The sequence below is a fragment of the Arthrobacter sp. EPSL27 genome, from assembly GCF_001512305.1.
GTDB lineage: Bacteria > Actinomycetota > Actinomycetes > Actinomycetales > Micrococcaceae > Arthrobacter.
In genome coordinates this window covers 522,738-539,800 of record NZ_LNUT01000004.1, presented here as the reverse complement: position 1 = coordinate 539,800, position 17,063 = coordinate 522,738, and the positions used below count along the sequence as shown (strand labels likewise).

16 protein-coding genes are annotated in these 17,063 nt (G+C 67.3%); 5 read left to right on the top strand and 11 right to left on the bottom strand.

Translation table 11 applies throughout. From position 1 onward, the window contains the following. The 9 genes from AR539_RS07195 to AR539_RS07155 all read right to left on the bottom strand — a co-directional run bounded on the left by AR539_RS07195 (nt 1) and on the right by AR539_RS07155 (nt 10,535). Nucleotides 1-1,329, bottom strand: a complete 1,329-nt coding sequence (locus AR539_RS07195) for an ABC transporter permease (RefSeq protein ID WP_066434179.1) — start codon at nt 1,327-1,329, stop codon at nt 1-3. Beyond that, nucleotides 1,326-2,726 (bottom strand): ABC transporter permease, encoded by a 1,401-nt coding sequence (locus AR539_RS07190; RefSeq protein ID WP_082699232.1) that lies wholly within the window; start codon nt 2,724-2,726, stop codon nt 1,326-1,328. Before AR539_RS07190 ends, AR539_RS07195 begins: the two co-directional genes overlap by 4 nt. Then, a complete protein-coding gene (locus tag AR539_RS07185) occupies nt 2,719-4,398 on the bottom strand; it encodes an ABC transporter ATP-binding protein (RefSeq protein ID WP_066434177.1) in 1,680 nt (559 codons plus the stop codon). Before AR539_RS07185 ends, AR539_RS07190 begins: the two co-directional genes overlap by 8 nt. A gap of 169 nt (nt 4,399-4,567) precedes the next feature. Beyond that, the gene (locus AR539_RS07180; protein ID WP_442854394.1) at nt 4,568-5,677 is read right to left on the bottom strand and encodes a BMP family lipoprotein; all 1,110 of its coding nucleotides are present in this window, start codon (nt 5,675-5,677) and stop codon (nt 4,568-4,570) included. Between the two features lie 261 nt (nt 5,678-5,938). Beyond that, on the bottom strand, nt 5,939-6,970 hold the full coding sequence (locus AR539_RS07175) for an NADP-dependent oxidoreductase (protein WP_066434175.1): 1,032 nt from the start codon (nt 6,968-6,970) through the stop codon (nt 5,939-5,941). After that, entirely contained in the window at nt 6,967-7,398 is a 432-nt protein-coding gene (locus AR539_RS07170; RefSeq protein ID WP_066434173.1) for an organic hydroperoxide resistance protein, read from the bottom strand. The genes AR539_RS07175 and AR539_RS07170 overlap by 4 nt, the downstream gene beginning before the upstream one ends. 121 nt (nt 7,399-7,519) lie before the next feature. Beyond that, on the bottom strand, nt 7,520-7,969 hold the full coding sequence (locus tag AR539_RS07165; protein ID WP_066434170.1) for a MarR family winged helix-turn-helix transcriptional regulator: 450 nt from the start codon (nt 7,967-7,969) through the stop codon (nt 7,520-7,522). Nucleotides 7,970-8,048: 79 nt separating this feature from the next. Then, nucleotides 8,049-9,248: an amidohydrolase gene (locus AR539_RS07160; protein WP_066434167.1), complete on the bottom strand. Its 1,200-nt coding sequence runs from the start codon at nt 9,246-9,248 to the stop codon at nt 8,049-8,051. 141 nt (nt 9,249-9,389) lie between these two features. Then, entirely contained in the window at nt 9,390-10,535 is a 1,146-nt protein-coding gene (locus tag AR539_RS07155; protein ID WP_066436232.1) for a mannose-1-phosphate guanylyltransferase, read from the bottom strand. Between the two features lie 339 nt (nt 10,536-10,874). On the opposite strand from AR539_RS07155, the gene sdhC reads away from it, so the two are divergent. The 5 genes from sdhC to AR539_RS07130 all read left to right on the top strand — a co-directional run bounded on the left by sdhC (nt 10,875) and on the right by AR539_RS07130 (nt 15,327). Continuing rightward, nucleotides 10,875-11,255 (top strand): succinate dehydrogenase, cytochrome b556 subunit, encoded by a 381-nt coding sequence (gene sdhC, locus AR539_RS07150; RefSeq protein ID WP_082492811.1) that lies wholly within the window; start codon nt 10,875-10,877, stop codon nt 11,253-11,255. 2 nt (nt 11,256-11,257) lie between these two features. Continuing rightward, a complete protein-coding gene (locus AR539_RS07145; protein ID WP_066434163.1) occupies nt 11,258-11,746 on the top strand; it encodes a succinate dehydrogenase hydrophobic membrane anchor subunit in 489 nt (162 codons plus the stop codon). A 129-nt stretch (nt 11,747-11,875) separates the two neighbouring features. Then, a complete protein-coding gene (gene sdhA, locus AR539_RS07140; RefSeq protein WP_066434159.1) occupies nt 11,876-13,675 on the top strand; it encodes a succinate dehydrogenase flavoprotein subunit in 1,800 nt (599 codons plus the stop codon). 1 nt (nt 13,676) lies between these two features. Continuing rightward, nucleotides 13,677-14,459, top strand: coding sequence for a succinate dehydrogenase iron-sulfur subunit (locus AR539_RS07135; protein WP_066434156.1), 783 nt, complete (start codon nt 13,677-13,679; stop codon nt 14,457-14,459). Between the two features lie 103 nt (nt 14,460-14,562). After that, nucleotides 14,563-15,327: an alpha/beta hydrolase family protein gene (locus tag AR539_RS07130; protein ID WP_066434154.1), complete on the top strand. Its 765-nt coding sequence runs from the start codon at nt 14,563-14,565 to the stop codon at nt 15,325-15,327. Here AR539_RS07130 and AR539_RS07125 read toward each other — a convergent pair. Next, the gene (locus tag AR539_RS07125; RefSeq protein ID WP_066434152.1) at nt 15,290-16,453 is read right to left on the bottom strand and encodes a YihY/virulence factor BrkB family protein; all 1,164 of its coding nucleotides are present in this window, start codon (nt 16,451-16,453) and stop codon (nt 15,290-15,292) included. The two genes, AR539_RS07130 and AR539_RS07125, sit on opposite strands and share 38 nt — an antisense overlap. Beyond that, a complete protein-coding gene (locus AR539_RS07120; RefSeq protein WP_082699231.1) occupies nt 16,398-17,060 on the bottom strand; it encodes a 2'-5' RNA ligase family protein in 663 nt (220 codons plus the stop codon). Before AR539_RS07120 ends, AR539_RS07125 begins: the two co-directional genes overlap by 56 nt. Nucleotides 17,061-17,063 lie beyond the last annotated feature (3 nt).

The window sequence follows — 17,063 nt, the reverse complement described above, 5'->3', positions numbered from 1 at the left end:
TCAACCCTTCACGTAGGGTATGCCGCTCGCGGCCGGACCCCGCGAACGGCCCACCAGGCCGGCCACGGCAAACACGGTCACGAGGTACGGCAGCATCGCCATGAACTGGCTCGGCACCGGGGTGCCGATGATCGTCACGATGCTTTGCAGGTTGTCCGCGAAGCCGAACAGCAGCGCCGCGAAGAAGGCCCCGATCGGGTTCCAGCGGCCCAGGATCATCGCGGCGAGGGCGATGAAGCCGCGCCCGCCCGAGATCTCCTTGGTGAAGCTGTCAATCGCCACGAGGGTGAAGAACGATCCGCCGATGCCGGCCACCGCGCCGCCGAGGGTGACGTTCCAGAAGCGGGTGGCGTTGACCTTGATGCCGAGGGTGTCGGCAGCCTGCGGGTGCTCACCCACGGAACGGACCCGGAGGCCCCACTTGGTCTTGAACAGGCCGATCCACACAACGATCACGGCCACGTACATCAGGTAGCCCACCACGGACTGCTTGAAGAGGATGGGGCCGAGGACCGGGATGCTGGACAGGACGGGGATCTCGATGATCGGCAGCCGGCCGGGCGAGTTGAACATTTCCTTGTTGGCCTGCATGACGGTGCTGAACAGGAAGCCCGTGAGGCCCGAGACGAGGACGTTGAGCACCACGCCGACGATGATCTGGTTGACCACGTACTTGATGCTGAACACGGCCAGCACCATCGACACCAGGGCGCCGGCCACGGCGGCCGCGAGCAGGCCGAGGTACGGGTTGTCCGTCACGCTGGCGACGATCGCGGCCGTGAAGGCACCGCCGAGGAGCTGGCCTTCGATGGCGATGTTCACCACGCCGGCCCGTTCGCAGAGGACACCGGAGAGGGAACCGAACACGATGGGCACGGCCAGGGTCACGGACCCGGCGATCAGGCCGGCCAGCGAAATGCTGGGCGTCCTGGCGCCGCCGACCACCCAGATCAGGAACGCGACCACAAAGACCACGGTGAACACGACCGGCAGCCAGCGGGGCGGCCGCCGGTTCTGCTTGACCTTCAGGACCAGGGCGTAGCCGGCCAGGCCCAGCAGGACCAGGGAGAGGACAATCCCGGACAGGAAGGCCGGAACTTCGATGGCCGGCAGCTGGAAGAAGTCGCCGCCGGAGGACACACCGAACTTGGCGGTCGACTGGGGGCCCAGCAGGCCGAAGAAGATGAAGGCAACGACGGCCAGCACGGCGAGAGTCACCGGCAGCTTCCAGGTCACGGGCTTGGCGGACATTCCCTGCGCGGGTTCCTTTGCCTTTTCTGGCTTTCCCTGCGGGCCGCCCGGAACGGGCGCTGTTGCTGTTGTGCTCATGCTGCACCTCCGGTGGTTGCTGCCTTGGGGGACTTGCCGGCGGGTGCGGCTTTCTTCTTGCGCGGGTTGAGTCCGAAGATCGCCCGGACCAGCGGCGGCGCCGCGATAAACAGCACAATGAGGGACTGGACCACCAGCACGATGTCGATGGGCGTTCCGGTCTGGATCTGCATCTGGACCGCCCCGGCCCGGAAGGCGCCGAACAGGATGCCGGCAGCGAACGTGCCCCACGGCGTCGAGCGTCCCAGCAGCGCCACGGTGATGGCGTCAAAGCCGTACGTTGCGGCGACGCCGTCGGTCAGGACCTTCTCGGTGCCTGCCACCTGTGCGACACCGGCCAGCCCGGCCAGGCCGCCGGCCATGGTCATCACGAGGATGGTGGCGCGGGGGACGTTGATGCCGGCGGTCAGCGCGGCCTTGGGGTTGGCGCCGACGGCGCGGAACTCAAAGCCGATCGTGGAGCGGTTCAGCAGCCACGAGACGAACAGGGTGGCCGCGATGGCCAGCAGGAAGCCAAGGTGCAGCCGGTACTGGCTGCCGAAGATCTGCGGGTACAGCGCGGACGGGTCCAGGATCGGGGAGATCGGTGTGGTCTCCCCCGGCCGCTGGAACAGATCCGTGTCCAGCAGGTAGCGCAGGAAGTACAGCGCGATGTAGTTGAACATGATGGTCACAATGACCTCATGCGCTCCGGTTCGTGCCTTGAGCACACCGACCAGTCCGCCCCAGACGGCACCGCCGATCACGCCGGCGACCAGGACCAGCAGCAGGTGCAGCCCCACCGGCAGGTGCAGCGCGAAGCCCACCCAGGCGGCCAGGATGCCGGACATGATGATCTGGCCCTGTGCGCCGATGTTGAACAGGCCGGCCCGGAAGGCCAGGGCCACGCCGAGGCCGGCCGTGATCAGCGGGGTGGCGATGGTGAGGGTCTCCATCAGCGGCGCGAACTGTCCGGAGACGGCGTTGGCGCGCGGGTTGAAGACGGCGCCCTGGAAGAGCGCCACGTAGGAGCTGGTGGCGGCGGACCAGACGGCCGCGAAGAAGTCGGCGGGCCGGGCGAAGAAGTACGTCGACGTGGCGGCGACCACTTTGTCCGTGCTGGCGATGAGCAGCCCGCCCAGGATCAGGGCGAGGAGGACGGCCAGGATGGTCACGATGCCGTTGCCGGTGAAGATCTGGCGCAGCACGGAGTCCGGCCGTTCCTCGCCGGGGAGGGTCCCGCTCTGGGCGGAGACCGGGACGGCGGACGGCCGCATGGCGCCGCCGGCGGTGTCCAGCGAGGTGACGAACTCGGCGTCGTCCTCCAGGGGCTCCGTTTCCCCTGCCGGGGTCTGGGTGGCTCGAATCTTGTCCGGATCCGGGTCAGCCGGGCGTTTCGGCTCGTTGTTCTCACTCATGGTCGTCTCCTACGGCGCCGGAGCGGGGCTCCTGCACGGGCTGGGCGGCGGGCGCCGGGTCTGCTGCTGTTCTCTCGGCGGGCTGGCCCGCGTGCTGGTCTGCGGGCTGGCCCGTGTGCTGGACTACGGGGCCGCCGGCCTGCTGCCGGCTCGCCGCGTCGGCGAGGGCATCCTGCGGGGACAGGCCTGCCATCATCAGGCCGAGGACGTCGCGTCCGGTGCCGGCCGGCACGATCCCGACCAGTTTGCCCTTGTACAGCACGGCGATCCGGTCGGCGAGCTCGATCACCTCGTCCAGTTCGGTCGAGACGATCATGACGGGCGTGCCGTGGTCGCGCTCGGCCACGATGCGCTTGTGCAGGAACTCGATGGAGCCCACGTCCACGCCGCGGGTGGGCTGGGAAGCGATGAAGAGGCGCAGCGGCCGGGACAGCTCCCGGGCCATGACCACCTTCTGCTGGTTGCCGCCGGACAGTGTGCCGGCGGCAAGGGAACCGGACGGGGTCCGGACATCGAACTCGTCGATCCGGGTCTTGGCGTTCTCCAGGACCTTGGCCGGGCTCATGCTGATGCCCTTGGCGAACGGGGCCTTGTCGTAGCGGTCCAGGATCAGGTTCTCGGCGATCGAGAACGTGCCGATCAGGCCGTCCACCGAGCGGTCTTCCGGCACGAAGCCGACGCCAGCGTTGAGGACGTCCTTGACGCTGCGGCCGAGGAGTTCCTCGCCGTCGAGCAGGATGGAGCCGTGGGCGCGTTCCTGCAGGCCGAGGATCGCCTCGGTCAGTTCGGTCTGCCCGTTGCCCTGGACACCGGCGACGGCGAGGATCTCGCCGCGGGCGATGTCGAAGCTGATGCCGTCCACCACGTGCTGGCCGCTGGGGGCGATGACCGTGAGGTCCTTGACCTGGAACGTGGTTTCCTGCGGCTTGGCCGGTGCCTTGTCGAGGGTCAGGTTCACGGCCCGGCCCACCATCAGCGAGGCCAGGTCGGTGGTGGAGGCGCCGGGGTCGGCGGTGCCCACCACTTTGCCGCGCCGGATCACCGTGATGGTGTCGGAGACGGCTTTGACCTCGCGGAGCTTGTGCGAGATGAAGACGATCGAGGTGCCGTGGCTCTTGAGCTGGCGCAGGATGTCCAGCAGCTCGTCGGTGTCCTGCGGGGTAAGTACGGCGGTGGGCTCGTCGAGGATGAGCACCTTGGCGTCGCGGACCAGGGCCTTGATGATTTCAACGCGCTGCTGCACGCCGACCGGGAGGTCCTCGATCAGCGCGTCGGGGTCGACGTCGAAGCCGTAGCGGTCCGAGATCTCCTTGATCTTCCGGCGCGTGTCGTCCAGGTTCAGGAAGCCGCCGGCCTTGGTGGTCTCGGCACCCAGGGCCACGTTTTCGGCGACCGTGAAGACCGGGACCAGCATGAAGTGCTGGTGCACCATGCCGATGCCTGCGGCCATGGCGTCGCCAGGGCCGCGGAAGGTGACGGGCTTGTCGTCGATGAGGATCTGGCCCTCGGTGGGTTCGTACAGTCCGTAGAGGACGTTCATCAGCGTGGACTTGCCCGCGCCGTTCTCACCGAGCAGACAGTGAATCTGCCCGGGTTCAACCACCACGTCAATGTGGTCGTTGGCTACCAGGGAGCCGAAGCGTTTGGTGATCCCCTTGAGTTCAAGTTTCAAAACTCTGACCAATCTCGAAGTGTCCGGAGTCTTGTGGCCCGGACGGATGATGGGGCTGCAGAACCAGCGTAGTGCCTGCAGCCGGATGCGGAGCCTGCCCGCCCAACGAAAAGCGCCACAGCCCGTGCGGTGGTGACCGGACGGGCCGTGGCGCTCTAGCTAAAGGAAGTTAGACCTTCGGGCTTGCTGCGGATTCAACCTTCAGCTTGCCGTCGGCGATGTCCTTCTTGATCTGGTCCAGTTCCGACTTCAGTTCGGCCGGAACCTCGGACTCGAGGTCGTGGAACGGGGCCAGGCGGACGCCGTCGTTCGCGAGGGTGCCAACGTACGGCGTGTTGCTGAACTTGCCGTCCTTGTCTTCCTTCACAACGGCCTCGACTGCGTCGCCCATCTGCTTCATGACGGAGGACAGCATGATGTCCTTGTAGTCCGGTGCCGTGAGGAAGCCGTCGGAGTCAACCCAGATGAGCTTGACGTCCTTGCCTGCTGCCTTGGCTTCCTTCAGGGCCGCGCCGGCGCCCTTGCCGACCGGGCCGGCGACGGGCATAACGATGTCCGCGCCCTGGTCCAGGAAGTTCTGGGTGAACTGCTTGCCCTTGTCCTGCTTTTCGAAGTCACCGGTGAAGGAGCCGTCCTGCTTGGCCTTGTCCCAGCCGAGGACCTTGACGTCGGTGCCCTTCTGCTCGTTGTAGTACTTCACACCGTCGGCGTAGCCGTCCATGAAGATGGTGACCGTGGGGATCTTGATGCCGCCGAAGGTGGCAACCGTTCCGGTCTTGGTGGTGCCTGCCGCGAGGTAGCCGGCCAGGAAGGCAGCCTGGGCCGTGTCGTAGATGATCGGCTTGACGTTGCTGATCGGGGTTTCGTAGCCGAAGTCGATGATGGCGAAGTGGCTGTCCGGGTTCGCCGTGGCCTGGGCCTTGGTGGCGTCACCGAGGAGGAAGCCGACCGTGACGGTCAGGTCGCAGCCGGCGGTGACCATGGCGCGGAGGTTGGGCTCGAAGTCGTTGTTGGTCTTGGACTCGGCCTGGTTGACCTTGATGCCCAGGTCTGCTTCGGCCTTCTTCAGTCCCTCGTAGGAGGACTGGTTGAACGACTGGTCGTCGAATCCGCCCGAGTCGGAAACGATGCAGCCGGTGTAGTCGCTGGCCGTCGGGGCCGCGCTGGTGCCGGGGGTCGGGGCGGCGCCGCAGCCGGTCAGCAGGAGTGCAGCCGCACCAGCGGTGGCAACTCCGGCCATCGAACCGCGCTTGAAGGTGGCACGCAGAGAGTTCTTCAATTTTCCTCCAGGAAGAAAGAGTAGGCGCTACGACGGGAGCTCAATGAGTGTCTGTTGGCGGGATTGCCGCTGAAACGCTGTTTTCACTGATGGATTTCGCAGCACTGCGCCGAGGCGCACTGATGGAAGCCACTTTAGTGGCCTGCGACACGTCCAAGTAGCACAGCTCACCGTGAAACCGGAGATTGTTGAGAACTTGTTACCAAGCGGTAGAGACCAGAACGCCCCGCACCGGAGGCGTCCGGTGCGGGGCGTGTGGGGTTAGAGCTGCACCAGCATCTTGCCGGTGTTGGCGCCGTCCAGGAGGTCCATAAAGGCCTGCGGGGTGTTTTCGAGCCCGTCCACGATGGTCTCGTCGTAGCGCACGGTGCCGTCGGCGAGCCAGCCGGACATCGTTTCAACGAACTCGCCCATGTGCTGCCAGTAGCCGCCGACCAGGAAGCCCTTGAGGGTCAGCTGCTTGCCGATGGCCTGCATGAGGTTCCGCGGGGCCGGCGTCGGTTCGGTCGAGTTGTACTGCGAGATGGCGCCGCACATGGCTACCCGGCCGCCGACGGTGAGCGCGGACAGCGCGGCTTCGAGGTGTTCGCCGCCGACGTTGTCGAAGTAGACGTCGATTCCGCGCTCCCCCGCTGCTTTGGCGAGCTGCTCGGCCACCGGGCCGTCGTGGTAGTCGAACGCCGCGTCGAAGCCCAGCTCCAGCAGGCGTGCCACCTTCTCCGGCGAGCCGGCGCTGCCGATCACGCGGGACGCGCCCATGGCCTTGGCGATCTGCCCCACGAGGGACCCGACGGCGCCTGCCGCGCCGGAGACGAAGACAACTTCCCCGGCCTTGAAGTCGGCCACCTTGAGCAGGCCGGCATAAGCCGTCAGCCCGGTCATGCCGAGGGCCCCGAGGAACGCCTGGGCGGGCGCCAGGTCGGTGCGTGCCGGTGTGGTGGAAGCGGCGTCCAGCACGGCGTACTCCCGCCAGCCCAGGGAATGGACAACGGTGTCGCCCACCTTGCGGTCCTCGGAACGGGAGGCAATGACCTCGCCCACGGCGCCGCCGTCGAGCGCCTTGTCCAGGGCGAACGGGGCCGAGTAGGACTTGACGTCGTTCATCCGGCCGCGCATGTAGGGGTCAACGGAGATGAAGAGGTTGCGGACCAGGACCTGGCCGTCCTGGAGTTCCGGCAGGGCCGACTCGGCAAGGCGGAAGTTCTCCGGTACAGGCCGGCCGTGCGGGCGGGATGCCAGCTGGATCTCGCGGGTGGTGGCGGGAAGGGTCTGGGTGTTGGTGTTGGTGCTCATGCAGCGACCTCCAGGATCTTGATGTCGACGGTGATGTTGCCGCGGGTGGCGTTGGAATAGGGGCAGACCTCGTGTGCCTTGGCTACGAGGGCTTCGGCGCTTTCCCGGTCGACGCCGGGCAGGGCGACCTCGAGTTCTGCGGCGATGCCGAAGCCGGCTCCCTCGCCGAGGGCGCCCAGGTGGATCCGGGCGGCGACGGCGGAATCGGTTAGGTCCGCTTTCGCCTGCCGGCCGACCAGGCGCAGGGCCGAGTGGAAGCAGGCCGCGTACCCGGCGGCGAAGAGCTGCTCGGGGTTGGTCCCTTCGCCGCTGCCGCCGAGTTCCACCGGGCTGGCCAGGGCCACGTTGAGCTTTCCGTCCCGGGTCACGGCGGTTCCGTCCCGGCCGTCGCCGGAGGCCAGTGCTTCAGCTGTATAGAGAGTCTTCAAGGGAAATCCAATCTGTTGGGGAAATCTTGGTAGCCGGCGGTGAAGTCGACGGAAGCGTGCGCGCCCGCCGGAAACTTCCGGCGAGCCGGCACGCCTCCGTCGATTTCGACGTCGAGGGCCCTTAGCGCGGGGCGTGCAGCGCGGCGGTGAGCCTGCCGAGTGTCTCGCGGAGCTGGTCGAGTTCCGCCGGGGTAAGCCCGGCCGCGTCGGCGAGTTGCTGCGGAATGCCGGTGGCCCGTGCGCTCAGCGCGGTCCCGGCATCGGTCAGGAAAACCTCCACCCGGCGCTCGTCCGCGGCGGACCGGCGGCGTTCCACAAAGCCGAGGGCCTCGAGCCGCTTGAGCAGCGGCGAGAGGGTGCCGGAGTCAAGGCCCAGCTCCTCCCCCAGTTCGCGGACGGTGCGCGGGTCCTCTTCCCAGAGGACCAGCATCACCAGGTACTGCGGGTAGGTCAGGCCCAGCTCGTCGAGCATCGGCCGGTAGGCCGCGGTGGCCGCCCGCGACGCCGAGTACATGGCGAAGCACACCTGCCTGTCCAGGCGGGGCGCAGTGAGTCGGGGGGCATCGGTCATGGCAACAACAGTAGCCCACAATTCAATTGTGCACAACTTATCTACCCGTGGCCGGAGGCCGGACTGGCCGGAAGGGTCCCTAAAGGTCGCGGATGGTGCGCAGGGCGGCGGCGGTGAGGACCTGGATGCCGAGGCCCAGGGCGCGTTCGTCCACGATGTAGTCGCCGCGGTGCAGGTCGTACTCCTCGCCGCCCGGGGTCTTGGTACCCAGGCGCATCATGGCGCCGGGGAGGTCTGCGAGGAACCACGCGAAGTCTTCGCCGCCCATGGACTGCGGCGTCAGGACCACAGCGCCTTCGCCGATCTCGGCGCGGGCCGCGGCCTCAATGAGGGCCGTCTCGTGCTCGGAGTTCACCACGGGAGGCACACCGCGGGTGTGTTCCAGGTGCACGTCCACGCCGTAGGGCGCCGCAATCTGCTGCACCACCTCGTCCAGGATTTCGCCGGCGCTGTGCCAGGCGTCGCGGTCCAGGCAGCGCATGGTGCCGGCCATGTAGCCGCTGGCCGGGATCGCGTTGGGCGCGGAGCCGGCGGAAATGTGGCCCCAGACAACGGAGACACCGCTGCGGACGTCGACGCGGCGGGACAGCACCGCGGGGACGTTGACAGCGATCTGCGCCAGGGCGAAGACGAGTTCCTCGGTCAGGTGGGGCCGGGAGGTGTGGCCGCCGCGGCCGGTGAGTTCGATCTTGATGGTGTCCGAGGCGGATGTGATGGCACCGATCCGGGTGCCGATCTTGCCCACCTCGATGCGGGGGTCGCAGTGCAGGGCCAGGATCCGGGGAACACCCTCCAGGACGCCCTGTTCAATGCAGCTCTGGGCACCGCCGGGCATGGTCTCCTCGGCCGGCTGGAAGATGATCCGCACCGTGCCGCCCAGGGGGGACACCTCGTGCATGCGCTGCAGCACCAGGGCTGCGCCGAGCATGGTGGTGGTGTGGACGTCGTGGCCGCAGGCGTGGGTGACGCCGTGGTTCTTCGAGGCGAACGGCAGCCCGGTCTCCTCGATGATGGGCAGGGCGTCGATGTCCCCGCGCAGGGCGGTGGCGATGGGCCCCTCGCCGATGTCTACGGTGATGCCGGTCCCCTCAAGGCGCCGGGGCTGCAGCCCTGCTTCCTCGAGCCGCTGCGCGAGCCTGTCGGTGGTGCGGAATTCCTTGAAGGAGAGCTCCGGGTGCGCGTGCAGGTCCCGGCGGAAGTCGATCAGTTCCGGCAGCAGGGGTTCGAGCCACGGCCCCACCAGTGTGGTGGGCTCAGCTTCAGTAGAGTAGTTGCGCACGGAATAACTCTAGCGAGCGCACAAAGAATAGCGGCATCGGGTCCGGCGCGTTACGGTCCGGCGAACATTGTCCCAACGCCGGGGACAGGGCCGGAAGGCCCTGTCGCCCCGGAACCGAAGGAACCTGGAGAACAACCGGACCTAGAGGACGTCGGTGTCGCCGCTGGCCTTGAGGGCGTCAACGGCCTGCTTCACGCGCTGGGAGTGTTCCTTGTGCATCACCAGGAGCGCGTCCGGGGTGTCCACCACCACCACGTCCTTGATCCCGATCAGGGCGATCACACGCTTGGTGTCGGACACCACCACGCCGCTCGCGTCCTCGGTGAAGACGCGGGCGCCCTCGCCGATCACGGTGACGTCCTTGACCTCCTTGGCGCTGTTCAGCCGGCCCACGGAGGCGAAGTCCCCGACGTCGTCCCAGCGGAAGGTCCCGGGCACGACGGCGACGTCCCCGGCGGCGGCGGCCGGTTCGGCCACGGCGTAGTCGATGGCGATCTTGGGCAGGGTGGGCCAAACACGCGCTTTGACCTCGTCCCGCTGCGGGGTGTCCCATGCCTGGGCGATTTCCTGGACCCCGGCGAACAGCTCGGGCTGGTTGGCCTCAAGGTGCTTGAGCATCAGCGCCACCGGAGCCACGAACATGCCGGCGTTCCAGACGTAGTCGCCGCTGTCGAGGTATTCCTGGGCGACTTCCTCGCTCGGCTTCTCCACGAACTCGACGACGGCCTGGGCGCTGGGGGCGCCGTCCACGCCGAGGTTCTTCCCGGCCCGGATGTAGCCGAACCCGGTGGACGCGTGCGTGGGCTTGATGCCGATGGTGACGATCTTGCCGGCGGCGGCAGCGTGGATGGCTTCCCGCACTGCCTCGTGGAAGAGGTCGTCGGGGCTGATCACCTGGTCCGCGGCGAAGGAGCCCATGATGGTGTCCGGATCGCGCTCGTGCAGGATCGCGGCGGCCAGGCCGATGGCGGCACCGGAGTCTTTCGGCTCGCTTTCGAGCACCAGGTCCGCGTCGTCGATCTCGGGGAGCTGGCGGCAGACCGCGTCTCGGTGGGCCATTCCGGTTACGACCAGCATGTGCGCGCCGGCGAGCGGCTCAAGACGGTCGAACGTGGACCGGAGCAGGGTGCTGCCCGATCCCGTGAGGTCGTGAAGGAACTTGGGGGCTGCTGCCCGCGACAGAGGCCAAAGGCGGGTCCCCACCCCACCTGCCGGAATCACGGCAATAAACCGGCTCAGGGCCGAATCGTTTCGTGAGTCCTGGCGTGTCGCTTTATCTGTAGTCATCACGGCTACTTTAGCCGAACGGGGTGCGGCCGTCCCTGATCCTGCGGCGGACACGGCGCCGCCGCAGGCGAACACTCAGGAGAATACGCAGGACAATCAGGCACCGCCGGGGGCGGCAGCCGGCACGCCGCTGCCCCCGGCGTCGGCTGCCGCGAATGTGGCGTTCGTCTCAAAATCCGGCGAAAACCGCGCAGTGCAGAGTCACCGCCGGGTGGCTGAATTGAATAAGCTTGTAGCGAAGCCTAGATTTAGGCTTGAGCTTACGAGTGCTCTCGCAGCAGGCGTTCCCCCCGCGTGGATCCCATGCCAGCGCCGCTGTGTTGCAGGGAGGTTTATTCAGTGCCGACAAAACCAGCTGGCACCTTGTACCGCGGCCGTGAAGGCATGTGGTCTTGGGTTGGACACCGTATTACCGGTGTAGTGATCTTTTTCTTCTTGTTGGTCCACGTGCTGGACACCTCATTGGTGCGTGTGTCCCCCGAGGCGTACACCGCCGTGATCGGTGCCTACAAGAACCCCCTGATGGCCCTGGGTGAAACGGGCCTTGTCGCAGCGATCGTGTTCCACGCCTTCAACGGCCTCCGGATCATCGCCGTCGACTTCTGGAAGAAGGGTGCGAAGTACCAGCGCCAGATGCTGTGGACGGTGCTCATTCTCTGGGCAGTCGTCATGGTGGGCTTCTCCATCCGCCACCTTTCCCTCGCCCTTGGAGGACACTAGCCATGAGTGCAACTGAGATTCAGAGCCCCCGCAGCAAGGCGCCCGGCGTCGGCAGCGGCCGGATCGCCCCGCAGTACCGCCGCAGCGGCACGTCCAAGGGGAACTTCGAAATGCTCGCCTGGCTGTTTATGCGGCTCTCCGGCGTTGTCCTTGTGGTCCTGATCTTCGGGCACCTCACGGTCAACCTGCTGGTGGGCGAGGGCATCCACGCGATCGACTTCGGCTTCGTGGCCGGCAAGTGGGCCGACCCGTTCTGGCAGATCTGGGACCTGGCCATGCTGTGGCTCGCCATGCTGCACGGCACCAACGGTGTCCGCACCATCATCAACGACTACGCCGAGAAGGACGCCACGCGCATGTGGCTGAAGGTGGTGCTCTACGCGGCCACCACCGTGATCATCATCCTGGGCACCCTGGTCATCTTCACGTTTGACCCGTGCCCCGTGGTCAACGGCGTCCAGCTGCCCGGCGGTTTCTGCCCCGCCCCGTAGCGGCGCAGTCCCAGCGGCACTTGATCCCTTGCCTGCCCGGTGCGGGCAAGGGATTTCCACGAGATGTCACCGGCCCGGCTCCGCCGGCCCGGTGCTGTAAAGCGAATTTTTAGAGAAAGAGCGTCTGGTATGCAGGTCCATAAGTACGACGTCGTCATCGTCGGTGCCGGTGGCGCCGGGATGCGCGCGGCGATCGAATCCGGTCAGCGCGCCCGAACAGCAGTACTGACCAAGCTGTACCCCACCCGCTCCCACACCGGCGCGGCGCAGGGCGGCATGTGCGCGGCCCTGGCGAATGTCGAAGAGGACAACTGGGAGTGGCACACGTTCGACACCATCAAGGGCGGCGACTACCTGGTTGACCAGGACGCTGCCGAGGTCATGGCGAAGGAAGCGATCGACGCCGTCCTGGACCTGGAAAAGATGGGCCTGCCGTTCAACCGCACGCCCGAGGGCCGGATTGACCAGCGCCGCTTCGGCGGCCACACCCGCGACCACGGCAAGGCACCGGTGCGCCGCGCCTGCTACGCCGCTGACCGCACCGGTCACATGATCCTGCAGACCCTCTACCAAAACTGCGTCAAGCACAACGTGGAGTTCTACAACGAGTACTACGTCCTTGACCTGCTGACCGTCGAGGAAGACGCGGTCCGCGAGGACGGCACCCCGTACAAGCAGAAGCGTGTTGCCGGCGTCGTGTCCTACGACCTGGCCTCCGGCGAACTGCACGTGTTCCAGGCCAAGTCCGTGGTGTTCGCCTCCGGCGGCGCGGGCAAGGTCTTCAAGACCACGTCCAACGCGCACACCCTGACCGGCGACGGCATGGGCATCGCGTTCCGCCGCGGCATCCCCCTGGAGGACATGGAGTTCTTCCAGTTCCACCCGACAGGCCTTGCAGGCCTGGGCATCCTCCTGTCCGAGGCTGCCCGCGGCGAGGGCGCGATCCTGCGCAACTCCGAGGGTGAGCGCTTCATGGAGCGTTACGCCCCCACCATCAAGGACCTCGCCCCCCGCGACATCGTGGCCCGCTCCATGGCCAACGAGGTCCGCGAAGGACGCGGCTGCGGTCCGAACAAGGACTACGTCCTCCTGGACCTGACGCACCTCGAGCCGGCGCACATCGACGCCAAGCTGCCGGACATCACCGAGTTCGCCCGCACCTACCTGGGTGTGGAGCCGTACACGGAGCCGGTTCCGGTGTTCCCAACGGCGCACTACGCCATGGGCGGCATCCCCACCAACATCAGTGCCGAGGTCCTCCAGGACAACGACACCGTGGTCCCGGGCCTGTACGCCGCCGGCGAGGTGGCGTGCGTGTCCGTGCACGGCTCCAACCGGCTGGGCACCAACTCCCTCCTGGACATCAACGTCTTCGGCAAGCGCGCCGGCATCGCCGCCGCGGAGTACGCCAAGACCGCCGATTTCGTGGAGCTCCCGGCCGACCCGGAGGCCTACACCCAGGAGCTCCTGAACCACGTCCGCACCGCCGACGGCACCGAGAAGGTCGCTGCGATCCGCAAGGAACTGCAGGACACCATGGATGCCAACATGCAGGTGTTCCGCACGGCCGAAACGCTGAACCAGGTCCTGAAGGACATCGCGTCCTTCGAGGAGCGGTACAAGCGCATCAGCGTCCAGGACAAGGGCAAGCGCTTCAATCTGGACCTCCTGGAGGCCGTGGAGCTCGGCTTCCTGCTGGAACTGGCCAAGGTTATGACCGTGGCGGCCCTGCACCGCGAGGAGTCCCGCGGCGGTCACTTCCGTGAGGACTTCCCCGAGCGCGACGACGAAAAATTCATGAAGCACTCTATGGCGTACAAGGATGACCACGCTCCGGCGGACGGGTCCGCCGAGTCGATTGCCGGCATCCGGCTGGCCACCAAACCGGTGGTCTTTACGCGCTACGAGCCGATGGTGAGGAAGTACTAAGATGACCGCTGAACTCGCTGAGCCAGCATCCAAGATTGAACTGCCTGCCGGCGTCGGGGGCGGCGGGGAGATCCCGTCCTTCGACGTCACGCTGCGCGTGCGCCGCTACAACCCCGAGGTCTCCGAGGACGCCACGTGGGATGACTTCCAGGTCACCATGTACGGCACCGACCGTGTCCTGGACGCCCTGCACAAGATCAAGTGGGAGATGGACGGCAGCGTCTCCTTCCGCCGCTCCTGCGCCCACGGCGTCTGCGGCTCCGACGCCATGCGTATCAACGGCCGCAACCGCCTCGCCTGCAAGACCCTGCTGAAGGACCTGGACACGTCCAAGCCCATCACGGTCGAGCCCATCAAGGGCCTGCCGGTGGAGAAGGACCTGATCGTGGACATGGAACCGTTCTTCCAGTCCTTCCGCGAGGTCATGCCCTTCCTCATCAACCGCGGCCACGAGCCCACCAAAGAACGCCTGCAGTCCGCCGAGGACCGCGAACGGTTCGACGACACCACCAAGTGCATCCTGTGCGCCGCGTGCACCTCGTCCTGCCCGGTGTTCTGGACCGACGGCCAGTACTTCGGCCCGGCGGCAATCGTGAACGCCCACCGCTTCATCTTCGATTCCCGTGATGATGCCGGCGACATGCGGCTCGAGATCCTGAACGACAAGGAAGGCGTGTGGCGCTGCCGCACTACCTTCAACTGCACCGAAGCATGCCCGCGCGGCATCCAGGTCACCCAGGCTATCGCCGAGGTCAAGCAGGCCATCCTGTCCCGCAAGGTCTAGCGTCACCCTGACCTGGAGCACCAAAAACAACAGACGACGGCGCCTCTCACCTTCTGGGTGGGGGCGCCGTCGTCGTACTCCCCCGAACCGAAAGGCGGACGCCGTGTCCCGCTCCGAAAAAGTCTCGTTCCAGGGTTCCACCGGCGAACTGCTCTCCGGCATCGTTGACGTCCCCGAGGGCCCCGTGAAGGGCTGGGGTGTGTTCTCGCACGGCTTCACCCTGGGCAAGGACAGCCCCTCGGCGTCGCGCATGTGCAAGGCCCTGGCAGACAACGGCGTGGGGATGCTCCGGTTCGACAACCTGGGGCTCGGCGAATCGGCCGGGATGTGGTCCGAGGGGTCCTTCAGCCACAAGGTGGCCGATACCGTCAAGGCCGCCGAGTACATGCGGGAGACCGGCCGTCAGGTGTCCCTGCTGGTGGGCCACTCGTTCGGCGGAGCCGCGGTCCTGTCCGCCGCCCGCTCCATCCCGGAGCTCGACGCCGTCGCGACGGTGGGCGCGCCGTTCTCCCCCAAACACGTCGCGCATGTCTTCGACGCGGCGCTGGACCGGATCCTCAGCGAGGGCAGCGCGGAGGTGGACCTGGGCGGCAAGCGTGTGGAGATCCGGCGGCACTTCGTCGAGGACCTGGAGAACGCGGACCTGACGGACTGCATCCGGAAGCTCGGCAAACCGCTCCTGGTGCTGCACTCCCCCACCGACAACACCGTGGGCATCGAGAACGCCAGCACCATTTTCCAGACCGCCCGGCACCCGCGGAGCTTCGTCTCCCTGGAGGGCAGCGACCATCTGCTGACGGCCAAGGGCCAGGCGGCCCGGGCCGCGAAGATTATTTCGGCGTGGGCCGACCAGTACCTCGACGCCTGAACGCGGCGGACCACGCCGTCCGGCGGGGCCGCGGCTCGGACGGCGTCCTGCCGCGCTGGACCTGCCGGGCGCCCCACCCGGTGGTGCTGGCGGCCGGTTCCGTGGCGCGGTCCTGCTCCCGGATCGCCACCCAGGCGGCGCAGATCACGTAGACCTGGCTGACCAGGTTGAACCAGATCAGCAGGCCGATGATGATGGCAAACGGGGCCAGGATGGGGTTCCTGCCCGCGCTGGCCAGCAGCTGGGTGCTGAAGATCTGCAGCACCGTGGTGCCGATCGCCGCGAGCACGCTCCCTTCCAGCAGCGTCCGCCAGGCAGGTTTCACCCCCGCGGCCACCCGGAACATGATCAGGGCAGTACCCCAGCCGAGCAGCAGCGGCACCACGATCATCACGGACGTGGTCAGTGGCCCGGCCACCTCGGGGTCGAGGTTCAGCTGCGCCGTCACCCAGTCCGCCGCCGTGCCGAACACCAGCGACACCGCCGCGCTGGTCACCAGGGCAAGTCCGAGCAGGAGGAGCGTTGCGACGTCGCGCAGGATCTGCAGGACGGGGTTGGCCCCCCGCGGGCCCAGCTGCATCATGCCCCGCACGCCGTCGCGGATTCCGCTGATCCAGCCGAGCGAGGTGAAGACCGTGACGACGGCGGCAATCAGCGCCGCCCAGCCCAGGCTGGACGGGTTCAGCAGCGCGTAGGGGTCCACCAGGCCCTCGCTGCCGTCGACCTGCAGGAGGCCGGGCGCCGTCAACGCCACGCTCTTGATGATCTGGTCCAGCAGGGCCGGCTGCCCGCTGAGGAAGAGGCCGGCCAGGGAGAACCCGGTGGCCAGGAGGCCGGTGACGGAGAAGAACATCCGGAACCCGATGCCGGCGCTCATCAGCGGGCCGTGCTGCCGGCCGTAGTGCGCGAAGGCCCGCACCGGGAGGAGCGCATTGACCCGGGCCACCAGCCACGGCACCATGGCCATCAGCGACGCCATGCCGCCGCCGGAGCGCCGGGCCCGGCCCCAGTCCACCTGCTTCCTGATGACTTCCAGCTTCAGCCCGGCCAGGTCGGTGGGAAGCGGCGGCTTAGCCGGCGTCCGCGGGGACGTCCGGGCCTCCGTCGTGGTGCTGTTTGGTCCCAAAGTGAAGCTCTTCCCGTAGCTGCCAAATGCCGTTGTCGTCGTGCTCGTAAAGTCCCATGCTAGCCACCGGGAACGTGGCCCTGTAGTTCTTCAGCGCTTCCTCGGCCTCATCGAGGCTCTCCGGGGCGACGTCGTGGGCCACCGTGACGTGCGGGTGGTAGTCGAACGGCAGTTCGCGCTCCAGCGGGCCGGCCTGCAGCTGCCGGTGCAGGCTCACACAGTCGCCGAAACCCTCCTCGACATTCAGGAAAACCACCGGGGAGACCGGCCGGAAGGATCCGGTTCCCGCGATGGTCACGGTGAAGGGCTCCTGATTCCGCGCGATATCCCGCACATGGCTGCGCGTCGCTTCCCAGTCCTGCGTCATGGTGGTGGTGACCAGCGTGATGTGGGCCGGGATGACGGCGGCCATGGGGTCGCCGAACGAGGCGCGCCAGCGCTGGAGCTCCTCGGCGATGTCCGCGGGGAAGCCCAGGATCACACCGATGCTGATGCCGTCGCCGCGCTGTCCGTTGCCCTGGGGGTCCCCTGCCGCAGGCGCCGTGGTGCCGCCACGCGGGTAAGCGCGTGCCGTCTGGTGGGCGGTGACTTTGCTGGCGGAGGACATGAT